Below are 24,578 nucleotides of genomic sequence, written 5' to 3' on the forward strand. Positions count from 1 at the left end.
GCTCTTTTAAAAATATCATCGACTTTAACTGGGAAAACATGATTTGCATTTAATTGATCTTTTTCACAAAGGTCTCTTGTGCAAGTAGATGTTTTCCTTTTTTTGTCATAGGTTGCATAAGTGCTAATTCATCACCTGTGTTTTTCTCAAGTAAAATAGAATGTGGTTGATCCTCAGCAAATAAAAATTGCTCACCCCATTGACGTAATGCCACGATGATCGGGAACAGTGCGTAACCTTGTTCAGTGAGCACATATTCCAAATAGGCTGAGCCATTAGAAGCGGGTTGGTTCTTTAGAATTTGAGCATCAATAAGTTTAGCCAAACGATCAGATAAAATATTTTTGGCAACATTTAAATTTTTTTGAAAATCACTAAATCGTTTTACCCCATCAAAAGCTTCGCGAATGATCAATAAAGCCCAACGATCTCCAATCAATTGCACTGACCGTGCAACTGGGCAAGCTTCATATCTGTCTTGATTCATCAGTCGTTCCTTTCATCTTAAAAAATAGACTATAAATCTAGTTGCAATTTAAAACAAGATTGCGTAATTTAATCTGGTTGCAAATTAAAACCAGATTGGTGCAAAATGAACAAAACAGATCATCATCAGCGCAATAAAACAAGAGAGCAAAAGCAATCCCATCTTTCTCCAGCCTTGGTGATGCTGTTGGCGTGTGCTGCTGGATTGAGTGTTGCAAATGTTTATTATGCACAGCCATTGCTGGATTTGATTGCCCAAGATTTTAAATTAGATTATTCGTGGGCGGGGTTAGTTGTTTCATTGACTCAAGTGGGATCAATCATTGCATTAATTTTTATTGTGCCTTTAGGCGATTTATTACCACGAAAATCTTTGATGTTGTTTCAGTCCATCATTTTATGCCTAGCTTTAATCTCGTTGGTTTTTTCAGATCATATTTTCACGTTGTTATTGAGTATGCTGATTGTGGGCATGTTGGGCACAGCGATGACCCAAGGCTTAATTGTTTATGCATCAGTTTTGGCAGCTGCTGATGAACGCGGCAAAATCGTCGGTACAGTCCAAGCTGGTGTGTTGATTGGCATACTTTTATCTCGGGTACTGTCTGGTAGTTTAGCTGATTGGTTTGGATGGCAAGGGGTATATATATTCTCTGTACTATGTATGAGTATGATCAGTGTGTTTTTATGGAAATACTTAGCTGTTATCCGTATCGAAAAAGATCCTATTCAGCAATCTACTTATTCCCAGATGATCTTTTCATTGTTTGAACAATTGTTTAAAAATAGAGTGTTACAGATTAGAGGCGTACTTGCTTTCATCATTTTCGTCAATTTAAATCTGTTTTGGAATACTTTGGTATTTCCTTTATCTGTTCAGCCTTTTGAATATTCACATAGTTTGATTGGTTTTTTAGGCATCATTGGTGTCATTGGTGCGGTTATGGCAATCCGTGTTGGTGGGTTGGCTGATCGAGGCTATGCGCAGCGTGTTACACAATATGCGTTTCTATTACTGATCGGAGCTTGGGTCATTTTAACCAGCTTATATTTTTCAATTTGGATTTTTATTTTAGCGATTATTTTATTCGATGTGGCCATTCAATCAGTTCATGTGATTAATCAAAGTCTGATCTTCCAAGCGGATATTCGATTACATGGGCGATTGGTTGGTGCTTATATGTTGTTTTATGCATTGGGCAGTGCTGTGGGATCATTATTGGCAACAACACTCTATGGTCATTGGGGATGGTATGCCGTGTGTGCGGCTGGAATCCTATTGAGTATAGTTGGCTATTTATTTTGGTTGTTTACTGAAAAATATTTAATTCAATTTCAAATGAAACAGCATGCAAGCAGTGTATAAATGCATAAATTCTAGGTTTTTTGTCGATTTAAAGATAAATAGCCCAAATACTAAACACTTGGTGTTTAACTATTGAAATAATCCTTAACAAAAAAATGAAAAGGCGTATAATGCGTCCCATCAAGACGTCGCGCTCATAGCTCAGCTGGATAGAGCACTTGGCTACGAACTAAGGGGTCGGGAGTTCGAATCTCTCTGAGCGCACCAACTTGATAAAATATTTAAAAAAACCGCTTTATTGCGGTTTTTTTGTGCCTAAAAATGGCACAATGAGCGAGATAATAAAAATAAGGCCAATCATTCATGCATAAATATTTCTCATTGTTTATCGTGCTGTTCATCACTCAAATGATGGGATGTACCGCCATTCTGTGGAATAACAGTGATTCTGGCAGGTTGGCGACGGGTAAAGTGGTTTCAACCCATGCAGATCGTGTGATTGTAGATCAGGATCAAATTGTCGGTTTTGCCTATTTAGAAGAAAATGCCTCCTCAAAAAATAGCCATTATAGAAACAATGCAGATCGCTCCTTAATCGTGGTTGGGCAAAAATATGCGTATATGATTGATATTGGAAATAAGGAAATTTTAGAGACCATTCAATCTGATTTAGACCCCAAGTATTGGCGGATCAAACCAGTCCGTCCGAGTGACAAGCATTTTAGCTTGTCTTTAATGCCTGAAAGCGATGATCAAAAAAATCCACAAGCAACTCAATTTAGCGGTGATATTGAACTGTATTATGCAAAAAACAATTTAACTGAACAGGAAGAAAATAGGTTATCTCGACTTGGACTGAGTCAGTACGAATATGGTCAGGAAAACTCTGAATTTTATCAAAGAAAAATTGGATTGGTTGGGCGTGTTGTGGGTTTAAACGCTGAAATTAAAAATATGAAATTTCAGAACTTTAATCAGAACTATACGATTGCGATGTATACACAAGGAAAAACCAAATACTCACTACATTCTAAAACATTGTTGCAGAAAGTCGCCTTAACCCCAGTCACTTTAGTCGGTGATCTGGTCGCAATCCCGTTATATTTCCTATTTAATATTGGTACAACAATCAAACATCTGGCTGATTAATTGAGTTTTAAAAGTCCAATCAGCACTACTTTACTTTTTGAGCAAAAATTGCATTTGCACCTAGTGCAGGTAACATTTCATGGTAGGGTAAACTGCGTGCTGCTTTGAGTAGGAATGGTGCTTTTTCATCAATTTTGATGGTGGTGGTCATTTTGAGTAAGGTGTTATTGCCTTGGGGTAAAAATTGAATTTGACCTTTGAGATAACGTAGATCACCGCCATTGGCATAGAAGTTATTTTCAGTGGCTTTGGGATAGCTAAAACGCATTTTAAAATCAAATGGGATGCTAATAACGCCCAATCCGACACTAACTTTAAAGTCTGCATCTTGTCCTTGTGTGTTGATCGCTGTGGTTTTAATACTTTTGATTTGTTTTGGAAAAATCTCTTTATAGGATAAGGGTTGTGTCCAACGTTGTAATTGTTGCGGGGTGGCATTTAAATATTGATAGCTTGTGGTAAAGCGTAAAACTTCTCGACCATGGGTATAAGGTACAGTAACAGGATTAAGTACAATACTGACGGGCTGTTGCGCGTTGGCACTGACCTGAACAATTTTATTGATTTGAGCTGTATTTAATTGTGGGCTAGGCAGTTGCCCTGCATTTAATGCCGTCACTTTTTTAGCCGTATATTTATTTTTGAGTGCTTCTAAAACAAAGGCGCTCGAACCATTTGGAATCGCCAGTTTTACTTCAGGGAAAGCATTTAAAATTTTCTTAAATAGGAAACCCTGCGGTTGGTTTAAATCGCCCCATTGTGTCAGGGTCACTAAGGTTTTGTTGTCAGCTAAATTGAACCATTCAAATTTTCCTAATGCATAAGGAATTGGACCATCAATCACCATGGTTGAAATGCTATTTTGTCCAATTTGATGTTGCATCACCACATCTTCATTAAAATTCAATACAGGTATCGGTGTCGGGATGGAAATACGATATTTCAATTGACTGACAGGTCCTGCTGTTTCGATGACTTTTGCTGATTTTAAAGTCGGGAATAACCCAACATATTGCGTGTAATGGCTTAAAGTTTTAGCCACTTCTTGGCTACTTACAGGCACAACAATGGCTGCTGTTGAAAATTTAGCTATAGGTTGAGGCTGTTTGCTGAATGTCGGTAGCGACGTCTTGGTCGCTGGATGGGCATAAATTAAAATATTGTCTTGTGCAATTGCTGCGATTTGCTGGGCATTATTGTCAAATGGCTTTAGTGCGCTGGGAATATTATCGGTCCAAGTGACCAATTTCGCGAAACTGATTTGACTGATACCGATTAAGAGCACGAGACCGATATTTAAATAAAAAGCTTTCATCACAATTCCTTTTGCGCCTTCATAATCGGCAATCTTTTGTTCTTATAAAAACCATTTGTATGAAAGACCCTAAAAGGATTCACTTTTAAAAAATAGAGGTGTTCTGTAAAACAAGATGAAAATCCGCATCTCGCTGGAAAAATCTAGTGTAATATCTTGGTATCGTAAAACATTTGTATTGAAGCAACTATGTCAGACACCCAGCCTGCATTATCTGCACGTTATTATCTTAATTTAGAAGAATCTCAAGATGGTTTTAAACTGGCAACTTTTGGTAAAAAGCAAATTAGCCAATTTCTCACGCCTTTGGTCAGCATCGGAATCATGGTTTGGGGGATTTACCTCGGTTTAGAGGGTGTGGGTAAATATTATGTTTGCTTAGGTGCTTTTTTCTTAATTCTGCAAATGCTGATGCGGTATTGGTTTTTACCGATGATGTTTAAACGCCAATTCGTTAAATATCAATTTGGTAAAAGCGAACAAGGTATTGAATTATTTCAAGACTATATGGAATTATTCAGTAGTGGCCGTCCAAAACAAGTTCATCATTATTCAGATGTAGATAAATTTGCAGAAGGCAAGCTTACCTATATGATCGAATTAAAAAATCGTACTGTGGTGATTGTGCCTAAACGAGCATTTGCTACACCCGCAGATCAAACGATTTTTATCAATACTTTTAAAAAGTAATTTGGAATTATAAAGTTTTTAACGCTGAGCAATAAGAAGGGAACAATATGAGTACACGTCCATCTAAAATTGTATGTGTCGGTCGTAGTTATGCAGCGCATGCAGCAGAATTAGGTAACGCAATTCCAGATCGTCCAGTCTTATTTATCAAGCCGCCCAGTAGTTTGATTTCATTGCAAGACGGTATCTCTTGGAATGAGGCGTGGGGAAATTGCCACCATGAGTGTGAACTGACGTTACGTATCGACAAGTCACTTAAGGGCGAAACCAATTTAGATAAAGTATTGGATGCGATTGGTGCGGTGACTTTAGGCTTAGATTTAACTTTACGTGATCTCCAAGATGACTTAAAGGGCAAAGGCCAGCCTTGGGAGCGTTCAAAAGCTTTTGATGGTTCATGTGTACTGGCAGATTGGGTCAGTGTGGATGAAATTAAAGATTGGTCGGCTGTTACTTTTGAATTTGCAGTAAATGATGAAGTTCGTCAAAAGGGCGATACGGCTTTATTGATTTTTGATATTGCTTACTTACTTGCAGACATCTGCCAGGTATTCTCTTTAGAACCAGGGGATGTGGTGATGACAGGGACACCAGCAGGTGTTGCAGCATTGGCTTCTGGTGATCAATTGAGTATGACTTTACATGGTCAAAGTCAAGATTTTGTTTGGAAAACTTTTGTAAAATAATCACTTAAAATTCAAGCAACCCAGTGTTTATTTATAATCAATACGCATTGGGTTTTTTATTATCTACAGTTTTATAAAACAATAATTCATCACTAACTTTTGGGATATATCCCGCTTTATTTATCAGTTGAAATTTACAGCATCGCTATTTTTTAGCTATCGTGCAGAAGCTTGGACGAAACGCTTTGATAGCAAAGAAGCAGAAAAGCTGGATGACTTTGGTAAATTACTACATAATCCAAAGTTAAATTCAGCTCATGCATTTTTAGATCGGTGTATAGATTGGTCGGGAAGATTGTTTATTATCAGTATTTAGATCATTCCACCTCATCTACTCAAAATTTAAAAAGTTGATTTAGTGACGCAACAATTTTCTAAACTGGTCTGGGGTACGCATCATCCAACGTTTAAACATATTGATAAAAGCAGAAGCATTGGCATAACCTAAATCCAGTGCAATGCTTTCAACCGTTTTTCCCTCATTGAGCATAGACATGGCTTTCATGACTTTAAGGCGTTGTCGCCATTCATTGAGTGACATTGCCAACTCTTTTTGACTCAGTCTTGCCAAGGTACGTTCAGTCATATTAATCCGTTGGGCTAAAGCCTCTAGGGTACTGTGATCAGCAGGGTGGGCATGTAAAAAATCCAAAACTTGTTTTAAGGCAGCATGATTGGTATGGGGTAAATAACTACCGATTAACTCAGCATGTTGTAATTGATCAAGTAATACCTGTAATAGCCGCAAATATTCGGGCTCAGATGCTTGCATTGGGTGTTGTTTGATGTGCTGTAAAATCGCTGAAACCAAGGGTGAGGTTAAGAGAATCCCAGCTTGTTGAGGTAAGGCACTACATAACGATTGGTGGATATATAAAGTTGCATGGGAAACAGGAGTCCGGTTCAAACCACTGTGTTGCGTATTTGGCGGTAACCAAACTCCATATGGAGGTGGTGTAATATAATTAATTTGATCAATATTGACTTCCATCACCCCATTAAAGGCATAAATAAATTCGCCCCAAGCATGCCCATGTTCAGGATAAGCAGACAGTGCAGGATCATGTCGAAAAATAAGCCACAGCGGCGCAACAATTTCATCATTGGTACTGAGTTGAGTCAGTATATTTTTATCGCTTGTTTTTGTTATCGTCATGCAAAGATTGCCTGAATAAAAAGATCTTTTGTCTACTTTGAATTATATCCTATAAAAAAGACAGGTTAATACCATTGTGGTGTCTTTTATCCGCTTTATGCAGTGGTTTTGGCTATTGCGAAATTATAACGATTCATCGAAAAAGTAATATCACTTCCCTTTCCAATGGGCACGGCTTGGAAAGGGAAGTTGTTTATCTATCTGGGTTAAGATTACTTATCATCCAAAATGGTTGAAAGCGGAATTGATAACTTGGCTGCCAAATATTCATCGGATTCAATTAAAGTTGGACCGATATGTTTCATCCAAACATCATCATCATGGACATGTTCAACATCATGACGACGAGGGAGGGTATAAGGCAATGATGTATAGAATGACCAGAAATCAATTTCATCTAAATTTCTGACCAGCACATATTCATTATTGTCAGTACATTTAACCAAATTCTGTTTTTCTAGAAGTTGGATATAAACTGGCCAGCGTCCAATTTCACCACGACCTAAAATATTTAGTGCTTCTGCATCAGTCACCACGTCACCCATTTTCTGTTTTTTATAAAATAATTCCAGAATATCGAGCATCATCAACACAGGATGGCGGGTTTGGATTTTACCTGTATGAAATGCGGTAAGGGCATAGCTGATTTCCACACCCAATAAGACGATATTCCACGATAAAAAGATCCACAACAGAAAAATTGGTACAGCAGCAAAAGCACCATAAACAAGGGTATAGCTGGTGAAATTTGCCATAACAAAACCAAATAGGTTTTTAAGTAGCTCAAATGCAATCGCACCAAAAAGACCTGCAATCGCGGCCGCTCGAACAGGAATACTGCGATTTGGAATCGTCCAATATAAAATGAAAAAGCCTAAAGTAGTCAGTGCAAACGAAATGACCCCAAGTAACGCTGTACCATCAACTTCATAACCTGCAAAGTTATTACTTAAAACATTCATAGAGGCCAATGTTGATGAAATGACAAAGGCACTCCCCAATAAAATCGGGCCTAAAGAAATAATGGTCCAATAACGCATAAAGCCAATGATGCCATTACGCGTTTCTTGAACACGCCAAATCCGATTAAAAACCGTTTCGATACTGGTAAGCATCAGTACTGTGGTAATGAATAAAAACAGCACACCAATAACAGTTAAATTACTTGAGTTCTCGGTAAAGACATTAAAAGCTTTATCAAAAGCAATGCTGGTTTTCGGCAAGAAATTACTATAAATCATCTGCTGGAGTTGCTGTCTAGCAGGCTCTAAGGCTTTGATTGATGAGATAATAACCAAGAAAACAGTCAACATTGGAACAACAGCAAATAATGTCGTATAGGTCAGCGATCCCGCTTGTTCACGACAACGATCTGCTTCAAAACGACCAAGTACAAAAAGAATGAATTGAAACCAAGTTTTTTCATAGAAGGGTAGTTTTTTAAGTAATTCAAGCATATATATCTTTGATCTCAATTATTTTTCGGCATATCTTGCATTTTCATTGTCTAGCTTACCCAAAAAAGCAGAAAAATACCGTATAGTTTTATTTTCTTATGTTGAAATCAAGAAATCTCTATGCAAGCTTATGTTCTCGTACTCTATTACAGTAAATATGGATCTACCAAAGAGATGGCACACTTGATTGCCAACGGGGTAGAAGCAGCGGGTGTCGCAGTAAAAATTCGCACTGTGCCTAATCTTTCCACTGTAGTGAAAGAAGCGGAAGCCAGTATTCCAGAACATGGCGATATTTATTGTACATTGGATGATTTACAAAATTGTGCAGGATTGGCTTTAGGTTCACCAACACGTTTTGGCAATATGGCATCTGAAATGAAATACTTTTGGGATCAAACCACCAGCCTTTGGCTAAATGGTGCATTACACGATAAACCTGCTTGTGTATTTACCGCGTCAGGGTCAATGCATGGTGGACAGGAAAGCACATTATTAACGATGTTACCGCCATTGTTTCATCATGGCATGATGATCATGGGGCTGACCAATGCCAATCCAGCTTTATCCAACACTAAATCAGGCGGTACGCCGTATGGAGTCAGTCACGTCAGTGGACCACGTCATGACCAAAACTTAAGTTCCGATGAAAAAGCTTTATGTGCAGAACAGGGCAAACGTCTAGGTGAAACGGTTAAAAAGTTAAACCCATAATTTTTGATGCTCTTGCGAGATCTAGATAAAATTCAAATACTTCTCTTTTTGCTCGTTTCTAATCGATTAAAAGAGAAGTTCTTTATCATATTGATATTTTATATTTTGTTATTTTAGATTAAAGCGATGATTACATTTTTTACATTGGTAATCAAAAAAGATATTTTGGTCAACAATCACACCTGCTCGTTTACCAAAGCGATTTCCTAGAAATCCACCTGTAATTCCAACACTGATTGCGCCTACGAAGGTTCCTACGGTTCCACCAACAATAACGCCTAAAGGACCTGCAACCGTTCCGATAGCCGCACCAATTGAAGCACCAGAGGCAGCGCCACCTACAGTTCCTGCTGCTGCACCCGCAGAAGTCAATAATACACTGCCTGCTTTGCCTAAAAGTTGTTCATGGTCACGGCGTTCTAAGTCTGTAGCGCCACACTTTGGGCACTTTACTGTTTGTTCATCAGTCATTGATTTTTACTCACTCAACAAAGTCCATTTGTCTTCGTTAAGTTATGGTTAAGCGTTATATTCACGTTCACTACTGGCATTTTTGTCATGCTTATCGCTATCGTTACAATCATGTCAGGGATATGACATGATTTTGATTGTAACTGAATACCGTGATCAGTCTTTATATTTTGTGTGAATGTAATAGATAGAATGATTGACACAAACTTATAGAAACATCTTGTTATTGCTTCAGCCGCATTAAACTTTCCTGATTAACGCTACACACCAATCGACCATCTTGCCACATCCGGCCGAAATTAAGCCCTCTGGATTGGCTAGATACTGTGGCATTCATATCATAAAGTAGCCACTCATCTACTCTAAAATCTGTATGAAAATAAATGCTATGGTCTAAACTTGCACTACGTACACCGCCGTTCGCATAGCTGACACCATGCGGTCTAAGTGAAACCGTCAGCAGGTTATAGTCAGAATAATATGCAGCAATGGCTTGGTGCATCATGGGTGTATCTTGTTGAGTGGGAATCGTTTCAAAGGTTTGAAAATATTCAGCATAATTTGTGTCTAATTTTATCGGTTTAAATGGATTGAATGGCTGTACAGGATGGATGTTGATAAAAAATTGACGCATAAATATTGCGCGTGCAGGTTCAGGAACATCCTCATAAATCATTTGTTTCAGTTGTTGTTCAGGGATCAGTTCATCTGGCGAAGGGTAGTGAGGTGGTTCAATCTGATTTTCTAAACCCTCTTCAATATTGGCAAATGAAACCATGGCCGAAAATATAATATGGCCGTTTTGCCAAGCATGGACTTGGCGAGTCGAAAAACTTTTGCCATCTCTTAAATTTTCAACTTTATATAAAATCGGAATATCTGTGCGACCACTGCGAATAAAATAAGCATGTAATGAATGTGCTGGTCGATTGGTGGTTTTTGATGCGGCAATCAATGCTTGTGCCACCAATTGCCCACCCACAAGGTGTGATCCAAATAATCGTGTGTTTTGCCCTTGAAATAGACCATCATCCAATTGTTGTACGTCGAGTAGATCAACTAATTTTTGAGTGATTGATCTCATTTATTATTTACCTGAGTTATCTCTTTATTTACACAATATAGCTGAGGGCTTGATCAAAATAAAAGGTAAAACAAAGACGCTACTGATCAAAAAGCAAAAAAAAGAGCGCCTAAAGCACTCTTTTTTAATGAAAACTTTTGAAGTAAGACCAGCTTATTCTTCTACAAAGCTTACCGTACCGTTTGCCAAAGATTCAACACGTGCCAAAGATTCAACACGGTAGCCTTTATCTAATAACAATTGACGGCCTGGTTGGAAAGATTTTTCAATCACAATCCCAATACCCACAACTTCTGCATCCGCTTGATGAATCAAGTCAGCGAGACCTAAAGCGGCTTGACCATTTGCTAAGAAATCATCAATAACCAAAGCTTTATCGCCTTTGCTAATATGTTTCTTAGAAATCGCAATGGTGCTTTCAATTTGCTTGGTAAAAGAGAATACTTTTGAACGATATAAATCATCTTTAAGGGTTAAAGACTGATATTTACGTGCAAAAATAACGGGTACACCAAGTTCCAAACCAGCCATCACAGCAGGCGCAATGCCTGATGCTTCAATTGTGATGATTTTGGTAATGCCGGCATCTTTAAAAAGACGAGCAAACTCTTGACCGATGAGCTGCATCATCACAGGGTCAATTTGGTGATTTAAGAAAGAATCGACTTTCAGAACTTGATCAGATAGAACGATACCTTCAGCTAAGATTTTCTGTTCTAGTGCGTGCACAGGGAGAATCCTCTAGAGGCAAGGTGCTTTTTAAAGCAAAGGCGTATTTTAAAAAGCACTAAAAAAAATGCAAGCTGAAATTGATCAAAAGGTGAAAAATGTCTTACTTTTTGTAACTGGTCAAGGTTAGGTTATAAGATGTTTTACCATCAACATGTGACATTTTCACGGGTAAATAGTCTAATTGAGGCGCTAACCAGAAAATTGAACTCTTTTCACCATTGTCATGGGTGAGTACAACTTTGACCGTGTTATAGGTTCCCGCAGGGGCTTTAATTGACTCTGTGCCTTGTTTAACAAAGCGACGCGCATCTAAACCTTTTGCATCTGCAATTAAATAACTTGATTTTAGACCTGCACCTTTTAAGTCTTCACGTACTTGTAATTCAGCATTTAACTCATCTAAAGCACCTGCTTTCCATGGGAAAGAACGTGCCTGATCTTTTTTCTTGGTGTTAATGGTTTTGCTGTTTGGATTAAAGTTAATGGTCATGGTGTCATTATGTACCAACACTTTACTGGTACGACTAAAACTACTTGAGTTAATTTGACCATTGGTAAAGCTAAAACGGCTTGTTTCACTTGCAGAAGCAATTGCTGCTGCTTTTGCTGCAAATACATAGGTCCAGTTATTGCCACTTTGACTCAATGTACGGGTCGCAGTACCTAAGTTTTTACCATTATAGGCAAACTGGTAGCTTGCTTGGAACGGACTCATGGCAAGAGCATTGCTTGAAAATCCAACCAATAACATTGCAGTTGAAACACCAGTTGCGATACTTAATGTTTTAAATAACGTTTTTGCCATCATTAAATGTCCTATGCATTTAAAAGTATTTTTGGATATGACACCTATTATGCGGTGTAATTAAAGAGAAAATATTCACTTTATTTCTAATCCTGTGAATTTATGTATACATTTTGATTGCGATAACTTGAAATCTAATCTGCAATTTGAGACTTAACTCTTTTGCTCAATCGGTGTAACTTCAGTTTCAAGATAATCATCTTCGTCCCAGTCTGGGTCTTTATCTTCTCTAAATTTACTAAATAAAGCGGTTAGGTTTACATTACCAATCACCACCAACTCAGTTTCACGTAATTCTGCATGGTTCACATGGACTTTGTTTAATGTGTCCATAATAGAACGATTTTTTCCTAACCAACGATTCAGATCTAAGTGAAGTAATTCATCTTTTACGGTAATGACATTAAATTTTTCTAGGATCATTCCTAAAGGATCTTTTTTCAGTACCTTTTGATAGAAGAATAAAGCAGTATTTACGCCCATCTTATACCAAACATTGGGATAGCTAGCTTCGATCACTTGGGTGTTGCTGATTTGTTCAAAAACAATCAACTGCATATCTTTGTTGAGTTCCATTTGAACTAACTTAAGATCTACAGAAAGAACCAAATGCATGCCTTTGACATTGAGTGTGGCATAAAGTTTTAACCAATCATCATGCAGGTCGGCATGTAAATCTTCTAAAATTTTGACGTTGTCGGTGACAAAACGTTTAAAGGTCGCATTTAAAAATACTTGTGATACTGGAAACTCGCGTTCTTCTTCTATAAAACCTTCTGCTTTTTGGTATACTTGTCGAATACGTTTAACAATGTTAGAAAGTAGCGTCGGCATAAGTATTGTCCCAAATCATCATCATTTTTTAAGGCGATAAACTTGTCGATTATTAAAAAAATACAAGTCTAACGATTGCAGTTTAACAAAAAACATTGCACCATTTTGAGTGTTTTAAAATTACGTTTTTACTTTTACTAAATAAGTCACAAAGTTTGTGAATAATGTAAAGTTAAACTTATTTTAATAAATTTTAAATTTGGCGATTGGGGAATTTTGTCGGATTAATGTCATGATAAAAAAATTATTTGCCAATACACAGCATTCTGAGTACTGGTGGCAAGACGCATTATTTGTTGGAGCTGTTTCTGCAGCTGTCATTGCACATGTACTTTTTTTATCTGTTCAATTTGGAATGCCACAAGAAAATAATACCAGCACAAAAGAAATCGCAATCAGTATTCGCCCAAGTGAAGATGAAATTAAAGATGCAGACTTTTTAGCGCAAGCAAATCAGCAAGGTTCTGGAACATTCCGTAAAGAGCATCGTATTTCAAGTGATATGCCAGCGCAAGCAGAAGACAAGAGTGCGGGTGATCAGCAACTCGAAGCTTTAGAGCAAATACAGCAAAAACGAGAATTGAAATTCGAAGAAAAAGTATTAATGACGGTTCTTAGCTGGCAAAAGCAGGCCGAACAAAACGATCGTAAAAAGGCCATGGAAGAGTTGCAGAGCCAGATGCAAGCTAAAACGGCAATGGTGGCGAGTCTAGAAGCTCAATATTTACAGAAACAACAAAATTTTAGTAAACAACAAAAAATTAAAACCTTAGATGGTATTCAAGCCAAACAAGATGCATCTGCTGGATATTTAGATAAATTTCGTGAAAAAGTTGAGATGTATGGAAACCGATATTACCCAGATCTTGCCAAACAGCAGCGTCTTTCGGGTGAGGTCCGTTTAATGGTCATTCTCAATAATGAGGGTGGGATTCGTGCTATACGATTGATTGAAAGCTCAGGTCATTCAAACCTCGATGAAGCTGCCAAAAACTCAGTGCGTAAAGGTGCACCTTTTGGACGTTTTGATTCAAAAATGAAAGATATTTCTGAACTGCGGATCGTGCGTACTTGGCGTTTTGATCCAGCTGAATCTGAATTTGAAGTGCGCTAGAAACTGAACAAGATGTAATGGGATTATCTTGATTCTATTTTTTAGTATCTACCTTCATAAATAGACCGATTTTTAAGTGATCTAGTGCTAATAGCTTTTTTGAATTTGGCAAATCTCGACACTAAATTTTTTATACCACTGTTGTTTACCAATTCGTTGAGCTGCTTGATGTTCTGCATCTTTATGCCAAGCCTGGATATCTTCAAGTGTATTCCAATAAGAAAGCGCAACTTCAAAATCATTTTCACAAAGAGACTCAAATTTTTGGCAGTTAAACTGGCTCAATGCTTTCTCTCGTAAAAGTTGTGCAGTTTGAAAATACTGTTGATCAAGCGTATTGATCTGTGCCTTAAAGATAACCACATATTTCATTTTCAGTGCTCGGCCTTTACTTTAACTTCTCTTTAAAAAGGGCAATAAAATCAGAAACTGATGTATTAAAGTAAATTGTGATCATGGGCTTGAATCGGTGGAGGAGTCGGTTTCCCTAGAGTTCCCAATAATTCAATTTCAATCATTCTTACCATTGAATCTAAAGGTAAATCATTACTTTGCGTACCAAAAGGTTCTTCTATCTCGGTACTTAAAGCATCTAGCCCCAGAAAAGTATAGGCTAAAATACCCACCAGCAAAGGTGTTGCTAAACCCAGTAATGAACCTAAGCTAAAGGGCAGCATAAAGCAGAAAAAATAGACTGTACGATTTAATAAAACTGAATAAGCAAAAGGCAAAGGTGTGGTTGCAATACGGTCACAACCGGTTTGTACCAAACTGAGCTCATTTACATGTTCATTTAATTGGGTATAGATAATGTCGGAAATTTCGCCTTCTTTGAGCGCTTGCATCAATTCCCATTGGATCAAACTCAGCGTGTATTGCGGCGCATTGGTTTGTTGATACAACTGTGTCAGTGCCTGTTGACTCATACCACTGGTTTCCACCAGCGCATCTGGATTTGCTGTTTGATGCCTCAGACGATCTCTTAATAAGTTTGCAAATACAATCACATGTTGAATGATCCGTTCACGACGCCCTTGAGGGAATATGCGACAATCACGGTCAAAGTGACGTGCATTGGCGATCAGCATTCCCCAAAGTTTACGCGCTTCCCACCAACGGTCATAACAGGCGGTATTTTTAAAGCCTAGAAAAATAGAAAGCACCACACCAATCAGGGTAAAGCCAACCAAGGGTAATTCAGGAAAACGATATAAATTGGTATACTCAATGCCACCCACAATTGCAGAAATCAGCATCACAAAACCAAGCGGTGGCAGCACTTTGGGTAAAATCGTACCACGCCAAGAGAGTAATATTTTAAGGGTATCGTTTTGATCGCGGACAATCATACTTTTAAATCTATATTTTTTAGTGATCTTCACCGCTTCAAAGGTGCTTGTCAATCACATTTGTAGGGAAAGTTTTGGGTTTGATGAGTCCGTGTTCAGCAAAGGAGTAGCTTTGCTCAGCAGCAATGATCATATGATCCAATAATTCTATTTCAAGCAGTTGACAGGCTTTTAATATTTCTTGAGTTAAATCGTAATCTTCACGTGAAGGCTTGGCAAAACCTTTAGGGTGATTATGGGCAATAACGATAAAAGTCGCATGTTTTTGTATGACATATCGTAATAATTGATTAATGGAAATATTGCAGTAATTGATTGAACCATAAAATAGTTTTTTAAAACTCAATTTACGTAACTGGCTGTCTAAACACAGTACCGCAAAGACTTCTTGAGATTCTCCGATCAATTCATAACGTAAATAATCTCGGATTAAATCAGAACGACTCAAGTCTAAACCTTGGTTTAGTTGATGTTTCAAGTAACGCCGTCCCAGTTCTTTCACTGCCATCAGTTGTGAATACTTGCTTTCGCCAATACCATGAAATTGTTTTAAATCGTCTAAAGACGAATCAAATACAGCATTTAAATGACCAAAATGTTGAATGAGCAAGCGTGCTAATTCAACAGCGGAGTGTTGTTTTGAGCCTGAGCGTAGAAAAATCGCAAGTAATTCTGCATCAGATAAGCTGTGCGCCCCTTGTAAGAGTAATCTTTCACGTGGACGTTCTTGTTCAGGCCATTGTTTGATTGAATGATTCATTATTTTTCACATTTTAAAATTATTTTACTTCTGATTTTTCTCCCTTGAATGACTTGGGAGATAGACTATTTAATGATATTGTGAGCGCCACTGCAACTGAAAGGTAGCCTGATAGTGAGTTTTGATCTCAGTGTATTTTCTAATAAAAATATTATCCTCGCTGTAACAGGCGGTATTGCCGCCTATAAAAGTGCAATCCTGGTACGTCGTTTAAAGGATTACGGCTTTAATGTACGCGTGGTAATGACCAAAGGTGCACAGGCATTTATTACCCCTTTAACTTTTCAGGCCTTATCAGGCAATTCAGTTCATACCGAATTATTAGACCCTGAAGCAGAAGCGGGAATGGGGCATATTGAATTGGCGCGTTGGGCTGATTTAATTTTAGTTGCTCCTGCAAGTTGTGACACCATTGCAAAGTTCGCCGCGGGTTTGGCTGACGACTTGCTCAGTACTTTGTATTTGGCAACCAAAGCACCTGTTTGGGTTGCGCCTGCAATGAATCAGCAAATGTGGGCAGCTAAGCCGACACAACGTAATCTGAATACCTTAGTTGAAGATGGCGTACATGTGATTATGCCTGAAGCGGGTTCACAAGCTTGTGGTGATGTCGGTTTAGGGCGTATGCCTGAACCTGAAGATTTAGCTGAACAAGTTAAAAATTACTTCCATCAAGCACAACGTGCGATTGCTGAAAAGTTTGGCTTGCTTGCTGGAAAACGTGTGGTGATTACTGCGGGGCCAACACGTGAAGCGATTGATCCTGTGCGCTATATTTCCAATCACAGTACAGGGAAAATGGGCTTTGCCATTGCAGCAGCCTGTTATTCAGCAGGGGCAAAAGTGACGCTATTGGCTGGCCCAGTCAGTTTGGATACCCCGAATGGTGTGCGTCGTATCAATGTTTCTTCTGCGATAAAAATGCTTGATGAAAGCATGCATCAGCTTGAGGAAGGCTGTGACGTGTTTATTGCAACCGCGGCTGTTGCTGACTATCGTGTGGCAGAAGTTGCGGAACATAAGATTAAGAAAGCGGGTGATGAGCTGAATGTTTCGTTGGTGAAAAACCCTGATATTGTGGCGACCATTGCACAGCAGTCAAAGCGCCCATTTATGGTGGGTTTTGCGGCTGAAACCCGTAATGTAGAGGAATATGCAGCAGGAAAACTGGTTGCCAAAAAACTCGATATGATTGCCTGCAATGATGTCTCGCGTGCTGATATTGGTTTTGCTTCTGATCAAAATGCGATGACCGTGTTTTTTGCAGAACAGTACCAGATGGAAAAGCGTGATTTAGAAAAAGCCTCGAAACAAGAGATTGCACAACAATTGGTTGAAGCGATCCACGATGCCTTACACCATGAGATTGAACCAATTTAAGTCTTTCTCTGATTATTTCTGAATATAAAAATGCAACGAATTCGTTGCATTTTTATTTGCAATTTTTTGTGCTTTTAAACTATGTTTAATCTTGGAAATGGACAATAGCCACAATGGGCTTTTTTACACCCCACAATAGCCACAGTTTTAAGGAAGATCATAATGATCAAAAAAACTTTAGCCACCGTCATGATGATTTCTGCTTTAGGTTTCAGCTCAATGACTTTTGCTGCAACGCTACAACAAAATATGCAGGCATTAGGTAAAAACTATAAAGCATTTAATCAAACCAATAATGCTGCTGAAGCAAATAAAGCTTTAGATAATATGCGTGCTGCTGCAACGGACGCTAAAAAAGTCAAACTTAAAGGTCGTGGTGATGCCAGTGCTCCGACTTCGACTCAGTTATATGATCAATTGATTGCGCAAATTGATAAGACTCAAGCGCTAGTCAAAGGCGGTCATTTAGATCATGCCAAAATGGAAGGCAAGAAAATTGCTGAAATACGTGATCAAGGGCATAAGATCTATCAGTAATCGATTCATTTGAAAGCACAAAACCGTTAGTTTTAATGACTAACGGTTTTTTATTGTGAGGAGATTTTTAACGATATTGAATCACTAAACTCAGCATGATTCGGATTTGCTCATTGCATAACAACTGTTAAGTTAGATGTAGAAAAGTGAGGAGAAATGCGATGCAACAGCACCATCAGTTTGAACGTATTGCAAAGGCCATCGAATACATTAAACACAATTTTAAAGCACAACCGAATTTAGATGAGGTGGCTGCGCATATTCATTTAAGCCCTGCACATTTTCAACGCTTATTTACAGAATGGGCTGGTACCAGCCCGAAGAAGTTCTTGCAATATATCAGCATAGAACATGCAAAAAACTTGTTAAAACAAGAGCATTCGGTATTTGATGCGACTTATGACACAGGACTATCGAGCACCAGTCGGTTACATGATCTATTTATACAAATTGAAGGGATGACACCTGCTGAATACAAAAGTGGCGGAGAAAATTTAACCATCCACTACCAGTATGCTGAAACACGCTTTGGAATAGTTTTAGTGGCTTCAACAGCCAAAGGGATTTGTTTTATGTCTTTTGTCGAGCATGAACAAGATGCCTATAGTACACTCGTTGAAAAATTTCCTAAAGCAAGATTTTATCAGCAAGCAGATGCCTTGCATGAACACGCTTTGGCCATTTTCTCATCTGAACAAAAACCATGGAGCCAAATTAAGCTGCATCTAAAAGGTACTGATTTTCAGCTTAAAGTTTGGGAAAGTTTGCTTAAAATCCCGATGGGACAATTGGCGACCTATGCAGACCTTGCAGAACAGATTGGAAATCCAAAAGCTTCCCGTGCAGTCGGTACTGCGATTGGCAATAATCCAGTGGCTTTTTTAATTCCATGTCATCGTGTGATTCAAGCGACAGGTGTTTTAGGTGAATATCATTGGGGTAAAACACGTAAAGCCGCAATGATTGGCTGGGAAGGTGTGCAAGTACATGCCAGCGTTTAATTCACAACAAGCAACAGCGTTGCTCAATAAAATTGAGGGTTTAGATTGGGAGTCAATCCATGCTCAGATGCATACACAAGGCTACTCAATCCTTAAAGACTTTTTATCTGATGAATTGTGTGAGTTGATCAAAAGTCATTATAACCATCAACAACTGTATCGAAAAACCGTCACTATGCAGCAACATCGTTTTGGATATGGCGAGTATAAATATTTTAATTATCCACTACCAAACTTGCTTCAACAGCTTCGAACTCAGTTTTATCCGTATCTGGTTCCTATCGCCAATGCTTGGTCTGATGCTTTAAAGTTGGATCGACAATATCCAGATTCACATCTTGAATTTTTACAACAATGCCAACAAGCGGGTCAAAATAAGGCCACTGTTTTGATTTTGCACTATCAGCAAGATGGGTTTAATACCTTACATCAAGATCTATATGGAGAGGTCTATTTTCCGATCCAAATGGTATTTGTTCTTAGTCAAGTCAATAGCGATTTTACCGGTGGTGAGTTGGTGTTGACTGAGCAAGTACCACGAGCACAGTCAAAAGCCATTGTTTTACAACCTGATCAAGGGGATGTGTTAATTTTTACCACGCAGTTTAGACCCAAGAAAAGCACTCATGGCTATTATCGAGTCAATATGAAGCATGCTGTCAGTCAGGTGCGTACAGGGGAGCGTTATACATTGGGGATTATTTTTCATGATGCTGTGAGTTAAATGATGATTAAGCATGATGACATTGAGCGTTTGGCGTTATATCGAAAAATCAGGAATGCTGAAATTTTATTTGCAGGCAATCAAAAGCTAAAAATTTATGGACGTTTAAACTGTGGTTCGGGCAAGCGTATGTTAAAAGCCAATCGGGTGTTCTTTAGTTGTGAAGCTGAAGCCTTGGCATTGCAATTTCGCCCGTGTGGACATTGTATGAAATCAGCCTATGTGAAATGGAAAAATGCAACAACTTGAGTTTCTAACCGATCCCCATGAGAACTTGCTTCCACAAGATGGAACAGTGAATTATTTCGGAAAAATCATGGATGAAGCCATCGCCAATGATTATTTTGAGCAATTGCTAACGCATATTGAATGGCAAAATGACCAAGCGATTATTTTTGGCAAAAAGATTATCACTAAACGGAAAGTGGCTTGGTATGGAGATCGCGCTTTTGAATACACTTATTCAAATAGCTCCAAATATGCCTTGCCATGGACTGAAGAATTACTCGAACTGAAACAACAGATTGAAATGATCACGGGTGAAACATTTAATTCTTGTTTGCTGAATCTTTACCATACCGGTGAAGAGGGTATGGCATGGCACAGTGATGGTGAAACAGATCTAAAAAAGAATGGTGCAATTGCATCTTTAAGCCTAGGCGCAGTTCGAAAATTTGCCTTTAAACATAAAAATAGCCAAGAAAAGATTGAGGTTTTTCTCGAAAATGGCAGTTTGCTGGTCATGAAAGACACCACACAAACATATTGGTTGCACCGCTTAGCCCCAACAAAGAAAGTGCATACGGCTCGGATTAATCTAACCTTTAGAACAATCGATGAATCATGATTTTCCCTCACGGATAAGCCAAACAATTCCTGCAAAAATAAAGCCAGGGTCTGTTGACAATTCGTCTATGTTTGCGACTACGTGTGTTTTTAGACGATACTAGGCACGAAATACGAAATTTAGTCATTCTAAATGAGTAGTTCGTAACGAAGTAGCGGCAAAAAACACACTAGTCCCGAAGGGTTGTGGCTAAAATTATCTCAGCCTACGTTATGAAACTCGAAAATAGTCTCGCTATTCTCTTCGTTTCCTGCCTTGCCTGCTCAATTTTAGCCTACAACGCAAGCCATTTATGAAATGTCAACAGACCCTAAACTTCCATAGAAAATAAAATTGTAGGGAATCATGTTGAGTAAAACTTGAGAATAACTCAGTGGATAAAAGGGATACATATCTACATGCATCAACGCATCTAAAAAAACATGACTAAAACTACCGACCAAAGCACTGACTGTCGCCACTTGCCATGTGATCTGCCAGTCTGCTTGTTTGAATAAGTTGCGTAAGCAAAACTCACTCATCACTTTACCTATGGGGACTGCAAGCAAAGCAATCAACAAAGCACCAAGTAAATTATGGGTATATAAATGGAGTGTGGTCCAGCCTCGAATGATGCCAATTAGAGGTTCTATATCCATCAAAACCTGAACACCAGAGAAAATTAACAAGCTAAATTTTTTATTTGCAATGGCTTTACAGCTTGCGCCTAAGCCCAAATGTAAGGGAGTAAATGGCATTGTTATTGTTCATGCTTATTGTGATGTTTAAATTATAAAAAATTGCATCACCCACGGTTGTGAAGTTTGGGTGATTTTTATCTGATCAAACATAAAAAAGACCGCATAGTGCGGTCTTTTAAACTTAATTATTGAGAAATTAAGCTTGGCCTTCAGCAGCAGCGCCTTGGGCACGTTCCATATTTGCTTCAAACTCTGCATCAAAATTGATTGGCGTAAGAAGTAATTGAGGGAAGCTACCTTTCGTTACAAGATCATTAACTGCTTCACGCAAGAATGGGAACAAAATGTTCGGGCAGTAAGCACCTAAGATGTATGGAAGACGGTCTTCTTCAATACCATCAATCAAGAAAATACCTGATTGTGTTACATCGACGATAAATGCTGTATCGCCGGCATTGTTCGCTTGAACAACAACTTTTAAAGACACTTCAAAGTGGGTTGCATCCACTTTTTCAGCAGCAGAAGACAAGTTGATGTTTAATTCAGGTTGCCATTCTTTGGTAAAAACTTGAGCCCCAGGTACTTCAAAAGAAATGTCTTTTGTATAAATACGTTCTAAAGCAAGTTGTGGTTGAGCTTGTTGTTCTTCACTCATTCTTTATTCCTTAAATTTTAAGAAGTGATTCATTAATTAAGTTGTGGATTAACCAAGTAACTCATCGAGTTTGCCAGCTTTTTCTAAAGCATAAAGCTGGTCAAAACCACCGATAAATTCATTATTAATAAAAATTTGTGGCACTGTACGGTGTCGAGTTTTCTGGATCAGCTCAGTCTTAACTTCAGGTGCTTCTTCATCGAGATTGATTTCGGTAAAAGCAACACCTTTACGCTCAAGTAGAGATTTCGCACGTACACAGTATGGGCAAAAAGTTGTTGAATATACTTTTACTTCAGCAGTCATGTTGAGCTCCTTAAGCTTATTTTTTAGCTTTAACTAATGGCAAGCCTTGGGCTTTCCAGTTACTGATACCACCATCAAGACGATAGCTGTCTGCATGGCCGACTTGTTGTAAAGCACTTCCTGCAACTTGACCTAAGTTACAGATAAATACTAAAGGACGGTCAGCAGTTTTTAACTCTTCAATGTGACTGGCAATTTGACTGTATGGAATGTTGCGGCTGCCACTCACATGACCTTCACGGAAATCTTTAGCATCGCGTAAATCAATCAACATCGCATTTTTAGCCTTCACTAAAATACCAAGTGATTGTGGTGAAATCTTACGACCACTGCGTTGTCCTTCAAAAATAAAGAACAAGATCGCCAGTACCCCTAAAATACCAAATAAGAAGGGGTGATTCCCCATAAACTCAAACCAACGTTCCACAAGTCACCTAATTACAATCAAAAATTGCGTCGAGTATAGCGTATATATATGGTGATCAAAATCACCGCTTCAAGGTTCTCAAAGAAGAAATTTAATTTTTTTGTTGCGCATCAGTGATTTCTTCAATTAAACGTAAATAACTTTCATGTCGTCTGGCTAGAATTTCACCATTTTCTACCGCTTTTTTAATTGCGCACTGTTTCTCATGTGTGTGGGTGCAATTACGATATTGGCAATGTCCAATCAAGTTAGAGATTTCAGGAAAGCCTGCATCAATCTTTTCTAGGCTCAAATGCCAAAGCCCAAATTCACGGATGCCGGGCGAGTCGATCAAAGCACCATTTTCACCAAAACGAATCAAACGGGTAGAGGTGGTTGTATGTTGTCCGAGTGCTGAGTTTTCAGAAATAATATTGGTCTTTTGTTCTGCATCAGGAACGATGACATTAATCAAGGTACTTTTGCCGACACCTGATTGCCCAACGAAAGCAACGGTTTCATTGTCGAGTCGTTGCTTTAATTCGCTAATATCACCTTCAGACTGAGTGATCAGTACTTCATAGCCCAAGTCTTGATATTCTTTAATGAGATCTAAAATAGGGTCATTTTCTTTGAGTAAATCTGATTTGTTTAACACCAAAAGGACTGGAATATCCGCATCTGCACATGCCACTAAATAGCGATCAATCAGCGTGGGTGCTGGCTCAGGCAGAGTTGCAAAGACAATGACGATTAAACTGATATTGGCTGCGACAGGTTTAACTTTATGATAACGATCGGGACGCGTTAACAATGAAGTCCTTGGATGAATGGCAGTGATGATGCCTAAACCTGTATTTGGATCTGCTTGCCACTGAACTTTGTCGCCTGTCACTAACAGCTCTAAATTGGTTCGTGTATGACAGCGCCAGACACTGCCTAATTCAATCGGTTTCCAAAAGGGCTCTGGATCACCTTCATTGACGATGGGTTTTTGCGGATGTTGAGTAGGAACAGAAAGGGCTTGTACTTCGAGTTGTCGTCCATAATGCTGAACAACAAGACCTTCAAGGTCATTGGAAGTGTCGATTTCTTCTTGACGTGTTTTATGTTGTTTCTGAATGCGGCGTTGCTGCTGTTCAGTTAAACGACGTTTACGAATTAAAGCCATTCATATCCTAAAAACCTTAAAAATGAGAAGGCAAAAATACCATGACAGGCGAATGAATTACAGCGAAGATGCAAGAAATTTGCTACTATTCATTTTTTATTGGCCTAATAAGATTGCACTATATGAGCAGCACTCCGGATACCCGCTTAATTTGGATCGACCTAGAGATGACAGGTTTAGATACAGATAATGACAAGATCATTGAAATTGCGACAATTGTAACAGATGATCATTTGAACATTTTGGCGGAAGGGCCTGTGCTTGCAGTGCATCAATCAGATGTTATCCTCAATGCCATGGATGAGTGGAACACCAAACAACACGGTCAGTCAGGTCTGATTGAACGGGTACGTCGTAGTAAACTCACAGCGCAAGATGCAGAGCAGCAAACGTTAGAATTTTTGAAGAAATGGATTAATCCTAAAACTTCGCCAATGTGTGGTAATTCAATCTGCCAAGATCGTCGTTTTATGCACCGTTTAATGCCAGAGCTTGAACAATTCTTCCATTATCGTAATTTGGACGTGTCTTCAGTGAAAGAGTTAGCAAAACGCTGGAGACCTGAAATTATGAGCGGTCTAAAGAAAAATGCTTCACATTTGGCAATGGATGATATCCGCGATTCGATTGCTGAACTTAAATATTATCGTCAGTATTTCTTTATTGCCAATCAAGATTAATCATTTGAGTGGTTAAATCTCATTACATATCAGATTGAAAGAAGAGGCTTTTTAGCCTCTTTTTTTGCTATGCATTTTGGTTT

30 protein-coding genes and 1 tRNA gene are annotated in these 24,578 nt (G+C 38.5%); 14 read left to right on the plus strand and 17 right to left on the minus strand.

The annotated features are described in order from the left end of the window. Window positions 1-49: 49 nt before the first annotated feature. Window positions 50-487 (minus strand): winged helix-turn-helix transcriptional regulator, encoded by a 438-nt coding sequence (locus CQZ96_RS16010; protein ID WP_004725772.1) that lies wholly within the window; start codon window positions 485-487, stop codon window positions 50-52. Between the two features lie 105 nt (window positions 488-592). Between CQZ96_RS16010 and CQZ96_RS16015 the strand changes: the two genes are divergently transcribed. The 3 genes from CQZ96_RS16015 (at window position 593) to CQZ96_RS16025 (ending at window position 2,941) form a co-directional block, all read left to right on the plus strand. Further along, window positions 593-1,852, plus strand: a complete 1,260-nt coding sequence (locus CQZ96_RS16015) for an MFS transporter (protein ID WP_105714798.1) — start codon at window positions 593-595, stop codon at window positions 1,850-1,852. A gap of 130 nt (window positions 1,853-1,982) precedes the next feature. Beyond that, window positions 1,983-2,059: transfer RNA gene (locus CQZ96_RS16020), tRNA-Arg, on the plus strand. A 96-nt stretch (window positions 2,060-2,155) separates the two neighbouring features. Further along, window positions 2,156-2,941: a hypothetical protein gene (locus tag CQZ96_RS16025; protein ID WP_105714417.1), complete on the plus strand. Its 786-nt coding sequence runs from the start codon at window positions 2,156-2,158 to the stop codon at window positions 2,939-2,941. Between the two features lie 25 nt (window positions 2,942-2,966). Here the strand turns inward: CQZ96_RS16025 and CQZ96_RS16030 are convergent, their stop codons facing one another. Further along, window positions 2,967-4,256, minus strand: coding sequence for a hypothetical protein (locus tag CQZ96_RS16030; RefSeq protein WP_056512228.1), 1,290 nt, complete (start codon window positions 4,254-4,256; stop codon window positions 2,967-2,969). Between the two features lie 189 nt (window positions 4,257-4,445). On the opposite strand from CQZ96_RS16030, the gene CQZ96_RS16035 reads away from it, so the two are divergent. Together CQZ96_RS16035 and CQZ96_RS16040 are read left to right on the plus strand one after the other, a co-directional pair. Then, window positions 4,446-4,946, plus strand: a complete 501-nt coding sequence (locus CQZ96_RS16035) for a YcxB family protein (RefSeq protein WP_004816919.1) — start codon at window positions 4,446-4,448, stop codon at window positions 4,944-4,946. Window positions 4,947-4,993: 47 nt separating this feature from the next. Beyond that, window positions 4,994-5,632: a fumarylacetoacetate hydrolase family protein gene (locus tag CQZ96_RS16040; RefSeq protein WP_004816920.1), complete on the plus strand. Its 639-nt coding sequence runs from the start codon at window positions 4,994-4,996 to the stop codon at window positions 5,630-5,632. A gap of 355 nt (window positions 5,633-5,987) precedes the next feature. Here CQZ96_RS16040 and CQZ96_RS16045 read toward each other — a convergent pair whose 3' ends face one another. Both CQZ96_RS16045 and CQZ96_RS16050 read right to left on the minus strand, forming a co-directional pair. Then, window positions 5,988-6,788 (minus strand): AraC family transcriptional regulator, encoded by an 801-nt coding sequence (locus CQZ96_RS16045; RefSeq protein ID WP_105714415.1) that lies wholly within the window; start codon window positions 6,786-6,788, stop codon window positions 5,988-5,990. 212 nt (window positions 6,789-7,000) lie between these two features. Then, the gene (locus tag CQZ96_RS16050; protein WP_105714414.1) at window positions 7,001-8,245 is read right to left on the minus strand and encodes a YihY family inner membrane protein; all 1,245 of its coding nucleotides are present in this window, start codon (window positions 8,243-8,245) and stop codon (window positions 7,001-7,003) included. A gap of 120 nt (window positions 8,246-8,365) precedes the next feature. Between CQZ96_RS16050 and wrbA the strand changes: the two genes are divergently transcribed. Then, the gene (wrbA, locus tag CQZ96_RS16055) at window positions 8,366-8,959 is read left to right on the plus strand and encodes an NAD(P)H:quinone oxidoreductase (protein WP_004725790.1); all 594 of its coding nucleotides are present in this window, start codon (window positions 8,366-8,368) and stop codon (window positions 8,957-8,959) included. 108 nt (window positions 8,960-9,067) lie between these two features. Here wrbA and CQZ96_RS16060 read toward each other — a convergent pair whose 3' ends face one another. The 5 genes from CQZ96_RS16060 to CQZ96_RS16080 form a co-directional block, all read right to left on the minus strand. Then, on the minus strand, window positions 9,068-9,430 hold the full coding sequence (locus CQZ96_RS16060; RefSeq protein WP_004725792.1) for a hypothetical protein: 363 nt from the start codon (window positions 9,428-9,430) through the stop codon (window positions 9,068-9,070). A gap of 223 nt (window positions 9,431-9,653) precedes the next feature. Next, window positions 9,654-10,514 (minus strand): acyl-CoA thioesterase, encoded by an 861-nt coding sequence (locus CQZ96_RS16065; protein ID WP_105714413.1) that lies wholly within the window; start codon window positions 10,512-10,514, stop codon window positions 9,654-9,656. 153 nt (window positions 10,515-10,667) lie between these two features. Beyond that, window positions 10,668-11,243, minus strand: a complete 576-nt coding sequence (locus tag CQZ96_RS16070) for a xanthine phosphoribosyltransferase (RefSeq protein WP_004725796.1) — start codon at window positions 11,241-11,243, stop codon at window positions 10,668-10,670. 103 nt (window positions 11,244-11,346) lie between these two features. Further along, window positions 11,347-12,054 (minus strand): DUF3108 domain-containing protein, encoded by a 708-nt coding sequence (locus CQZ96_RS16075; protein ID WP_105714412.1) that lies wholly within the window; start codon window positions 12,052-12,054, stop codon window positions 11,347-11,349. Window positions 12,055-12,204: 150 nt separating this feature from the next. After that, window positions 12,205-12,885, minus strand: a complete 681-nt coding sequence (locus CQZ96_RS16080) for a hypothetical protein (RefSeq protein WP_004725799.1) — start codon at window positions 12,883-12,885, stop codon at window positions 12,205-12,207. A gap of 232 nt (window positions 12,886-13,117) precedes the next feature. Between CQZ96_RS16080 and CQZ96_RS16085 the strand changes: the two genes are divergently transcribed. After that, a complete protein-coding gene (locus tag CQZ96_RS16085) occupies window positions 13,118-13,999 on the plus strand; it encodes an energy transducer TonB (protein WP_105714411.1) in 882 nt (293 codons plus the stop codon). Window positions 14,000-14,086: 87 nt separating this feature from the next. Here CQZ96_RS16085 and CQZ96_RS16090 read toward each other — a convergent pair whose 3' ends face one another. The 3 genes from CQZ96_RS16090 to radC all read right to left on the minus strand — a co-directional run bounded on the left by CQZ96_RS16090 (window position 14,087) and on the right by radC (window position 16,108). Next, the gene (locus CQZ96_RS16090) at window positions 14,087-14,371 is read right to left on the minus strand and encodes an antibiotic biosynthesis monooxygenase family protein (protein ID WP_056512243.1); all 285 of its coding nucleotides are present in this window, start codon (window positions 14,369-14,371) and stop codon (window positions 14,087-14,089) included. A gap of 65 nt (window positions 14,372-14,436) precedes the next feature. After that, complete coding sequence (locus tag CQZ96_RS16095; protein WP_004725806.1) at window positions 14,437-15,348, minus strand: bestrophin family protein; 912 nt, start codon at window positions 15,346-15,348, stop codon at window positions 14,437-14,439. A 37-nt stretch (window positions 15,349-15,385) separates the two neighbouring features. Next, a complete protein-coding gene (radC, locus tag CQZ96_RS16100) occupies window positions 15,386-16,108 on the minus strand; it encodes a RadC family protein (protein WP_004725808.1) in 723 nt (240 codons plus the stop codon). 114 nt (window positions 16,109-16,222) lie between these two features. Here radC and coaBC point away from each other — a divergent pair, with 114 nt between their 5' ends. The 6 genes from coaBC to CQZ96_RS16130 all read left to right on the plus strand — a co-directional run bounded on the left by coaBC (window position 16,223) and on the right by CQZ96_RS16130 (window position 20,597). After that, a complete protein-coding gene (coaBC, locus tag CQZ96_RS16105) occupies window positions 16,223-17,488 on the plus strand; it encodes a bifunctional phosphopantothenoylcysteine decarboxylase/phosphopantothenate--cysteine ligase CoaBC (protein ID WP_105714410.1) in 1,266 nt (421 codons plus the stop codon). A gap of 162 nt (window positions 17,489-17,650) precedes the next feature. Continuing rightward, window positions 17,651-18,025, plus strand: a complete 375-nt coding sequence (locus tag CQZ96_RS16110; RefSeq protein ID WP_004725812.1) for a cytochrome b562 — start codon at window positions 17,651-17,653, stop codon at window positions 18,023-18,025. A gap of 161 nt (window positions 18,026-18,186) precedes the next feature. Further along, window positions 18,187-19,026 (plus strand): methylated-DNA--[protein]-cysteine S-methyltransferase, encoded by an 840-nt coding sequence (locus CQZ96_RS16115; protein WP_105714409.1) that lies wholly within the window; start codon window positions 18,187-18,189, stop codon window positions 19,024-19,026. Then, window positions 19,013-19,750 (plus strand): 2OG-Fe(II) oxygenase, encoded by a 738-nt coding sequence (locus CQZ96_RS16120; RefSeq protein WP_105714408.1) that lies wholly within the window; start codon window positions 19,013-19,015, stop codon window positions 19,748-19,750. Before CQZ96_RS16115 ends, CQZ96_RS16120 begins: the two co-directional genes overlap by 14 nt. A 3-nt stretch (window positions 19,751-19,753) precedes the next feature. Further along, the gene (locus CQZ96_RS16125; RefSeq protein ID WP_004816946.1) at window positions 19,754-19,999 is read left to right on the plus strand and encodes an Ada metal-binding domain-containing protein; all 246 of its coding nucleotides are present in this window, start codon (window positions 19,754-19,756) and stop codon (window positions 19,997-19,999) included. Then, entirely contained in the window at window positions 19,986-20,597 is a 612-nt protein-coding gene (locus CQZ96_RS16130) for an alpha-ketoglutarate-dependent dioxygenase AlkB family protein (protein WP_105714407.1), read from the plus strand. Before CQZ96_RS16125 ends, CQZ96_RS16130 begins: the two co-directional genes overlap by 14 nt. A 290-nt stretch (window positions 20,598-20,887) precedes the next feature. Here CQZ96_RS16130 and CQZ96_RS16135 read toward each other — a convergent pair whose 3' ends face one another. The 5 genes from CQZ96_RS16135 to rsgA all read right to left on the minus strand — a co-directional run bounded on the left by CQZ96_RS16135 (window position 20,888) and on the right by rsgA (window position 23,815). Then, a complete protein-coding gene (locus CQZ96_RS16135) occupies window positions 20,888-21,334 on the minus strand; it encodes a hydrolase (protein ID WP_105714406.1) in 447 nt (148 codons plus the stop codon). Between the two features lie 139 nt (window positions 21,335-21,473). After that, a complete protein-coding gene (gene secB, locus CQZ96_RS16140; protein ID WP_004725824.1) occupies window positions 21,474-21,932 on the minus strand; it encodes a protein-export chaperone SecB in 459 nt (152 codons plus the stop codon). Window positions 21,933-21,980: 48 nt separating this feature from the next. Next, window positions 21,981-22,238, minus strand: a complete 258-nt coding sequence (gene grxC / locus CQZ96_RS16145; RefSeq protein ID WP_004725827.1) for a glutaredoxin 3 — start codon at window positions 22,236-22,238, stop codon at window positions 21,981-21,983. A gap of 16 nt (window positions 22,239-22,254) precedes the next feature. Then, window positions 22,255-22,665 carry a rhodanese-like domain-containing protein gene (locus tag CQZ96_RS16150; RefSeq protein WP_004725828.1) on the minus strand — a complete coding sequence of 137 codons (411 nt, stop codon included), beginning with the start codon at window positions 22,663-22,665 and terminating at the stop codon, window positions 22,255-22,257. 91 nt (window positions 22,666-22,756) lie between these two features. Continuing rightward, window positions 22,757-23,815, minus strand: coding sequence for a small ribosomal subunit biogenesis GTPase RsgA (gene rsgA, locus CQZ96_RS16155; RefSeq protein WP_004725830.1), 1,059 nt, complete (start codon window positions 23,813-23,815; stop codon window positions 22,757-22,759). Window positions 23,816-23,937: 122 nt separating this feature from the next. On the opposite strand from rsgA, the gene orn reads away from it, so the two are divergent. Beyond that, a complete protein-coding gene (gene orn, locus CQZ96_RS16160; RefSeq protein ID WP_004725833.1) occupies window positions 23,938-24,495 on the plus strand; it encodes an oligoribonuclease in 558 nt (185 codons plus the stop codon). The last annotated feature ends 83 nt before the right edge of the window (window positions 24,496-24,578 follow it).

This window comes from Acinetobacter sp. MYb10 (genome assembly GCF_002980175.2).
GTDB classification, from domain to species: Bacteria; Pseudomonadota; Gammaproteobacteria; order Pseudomonadales; family Moraxellaceae; genus Acinetobacter; species Acinetobacter guillouiae.

Bases quoted from the DNA above. Each gene is read 5' to 3' on its own strand.
- CQZ96_RS16120 (WP_105714408.1), top strand. From the start codon at position 19,013: ATGCCAGCGTTTAATTCACAACAAGCAACAGCGTTGCTCAATAAAATT.
- CQZ96_RS16065 (WP_105714413.1), bottom strand. From the start codon at position 10,514: ATGAGATCAATCACTCAAAAATTAGTTGATCTACTCGACGTACAACAA.
- CQZ96_RS16080 (WP_004725799.1), bottom strand. From the start codon at position 12,885: ATGCCGACGCTACTTTCTAACATTGTTAAACGTATTCGACAAGTATAC.
- CQZ96_RS16060 (WP_004725792.1), bottom strand. From the start codon at position 9,430: ATGACTGATGAACAAACAGTAAAGTGCCCAAAGTGTGGCGCTACAGAC.
- CQZ96_RS16030 (WP_056512228.1), bottom strand. From the start codon at position 4,256: ATGAAAGCTTTTTATTTAAATATCGGTCTCGTGCTCTTAATCGGTATC.
- CQZ96_RS16050 (WP_105714414.1), bottom strand. From the start codon at position 8,245: ATGCTTGAATTACTTAAAAAACTACCCTTCTATGAAAAAACTTGGTTT.
- CQZ96_RS16095 (WP_004725806.1), bottom strand. From the start codon at position 15,348: ATGATTGTCCGCGATCAAAACGATACCCTTAAAATATTACTCTCTTGG.
- CQZ96_RS16115 (WP_105714409.1), top strand. From the start codon at position 18,187: ATGCAACAGCACCATCAGTTTGAACGTATTGCAAAGGCCATCGAATAC.
- CQZ96_RS16045 (WP_105714415.1), bottom strand. From the start codon at position 6,788: ATGACGATAACAAAAACAAGCGATAAAAATATACTGACTCAACTCAGT.
- wrbA (WP_004725790.1), top strand. From the start codon at position 8,366: ATGCAAGCTTATGTTCTCGTACTCTATTACAGTAAATATGGATCTACC.
- rsgA (WP_004725830.1), bottom strand. From the start codon at position 23,815: ATGGCTTTAATTCGTAAACGTCGTTTAACTGAACAGCAGCAACGCCGC.
- CQZ96_RS16130 (WP_105714407.1), top strand. From the start codon at position 19,986: ATGCAACAACTTGAGTTTCTAACCGATCCCCATGAGAACTTGCTTCCA.
- CQZ96_RS16040 (WP_004816920.1), top strand. From the start codon at position 4,994: ATGAGTACACGTCCATCTAAAATTGTATGTGTCGGTCGTAGTTATGCA.
- CQZ96_RS16010 (WP_004725772.1), bottom strand. From the start codon at position 487: ATGAATCAAGACAGATATGAAGCTTGCCCAGTTGCACGGTCAGTGCAA.
- CQZ96_RS16015 (WP_105714798.1), top strand. From the start codon at position 593: ATGAACAAAACAGATCATCATCAGCGCAATAAAACAAGAGAGCAAAAG.
- orn (WP_004725833.1), top strand. From the start codon at position 23,938: ATGAGCAGCACTCCGGATACCCGCTTAATTTGGATCGACCTAGAGATG.
- CQZ96_RS16025 (WP_105714417.1), top strand. From the start codon at position 2,156: ATGCATAAATATTTCTCATTGTTTATCGTGCTGTTCATCACTCAAATG.
- CQZ96_RS16090 (WP_056512243.1), bottom strand. From the start codon at position 14,371: ATGAAATATGTGGTTATCTTTAAGGCACAGATCAATACGCTTGATCAA.
- secB (WP_004725824.1), bottom strand. From the start codon at position 21,932: ATGAGTGAAGAACAACAAGCTCAACCACAACTTGCTTTAGAACGTATT.
- CQZ96_RS16135 (WP_105714406.1), bottom strand. From the start codon at position 21,334: ATGCCATTTACTCCCTTACATTTGGGCTTAGGCGCAAGCTGTAAAGCC.
- grxC (WP_004725827.1), bottom strand. From the start codon at position 22,238: ATGACTGCTGAAGTAAAAGTATATTCAACAACTTTTTGCCCATACTGT.
- CQZ96_RS16110 (WP_004725812.1), top strand. From the start codon at position 17,651: ATGATCAAAAAAACTTTAGCCACCGTCATGATGATTTCTGCTTTAGGT.
- radC (WP_004725808.1), bottom strand. From the start codon at position 16,108: ATGAATCATTCAATCAAACAATGGCCTGAACAAGAACGTCCACGTGAA.
- CQZ96_RS16125 (WP_004816946.1), top strand. From the start codon at position 19,754: ATGATTAAGCATGATGACATTGAGCGTTTGGCGTTATATCGAAAAATC.
- CQZ96_RS16085 (WP_105714411.1), top strand. From the start codon at position 13,118: ATGATAAAAAAATTATTTGCCAATACACAGCATTCTGAGTACTGGTGG.
- CQZ96_RS16075 (WP_105714412.1), bottom strand. From the start codon at position 12,054: ATGATGGCAAAAACGTTATTTAAAACATTAAGTATCGCAACTGGTGTT.
- CQZ96_RS16035 (WP_004816919.1), top strand. From the start codon at position 4,446: ATGTCAGACACCCAGCCTGCATTATCTGCACGTTATTATCTTAATTTA.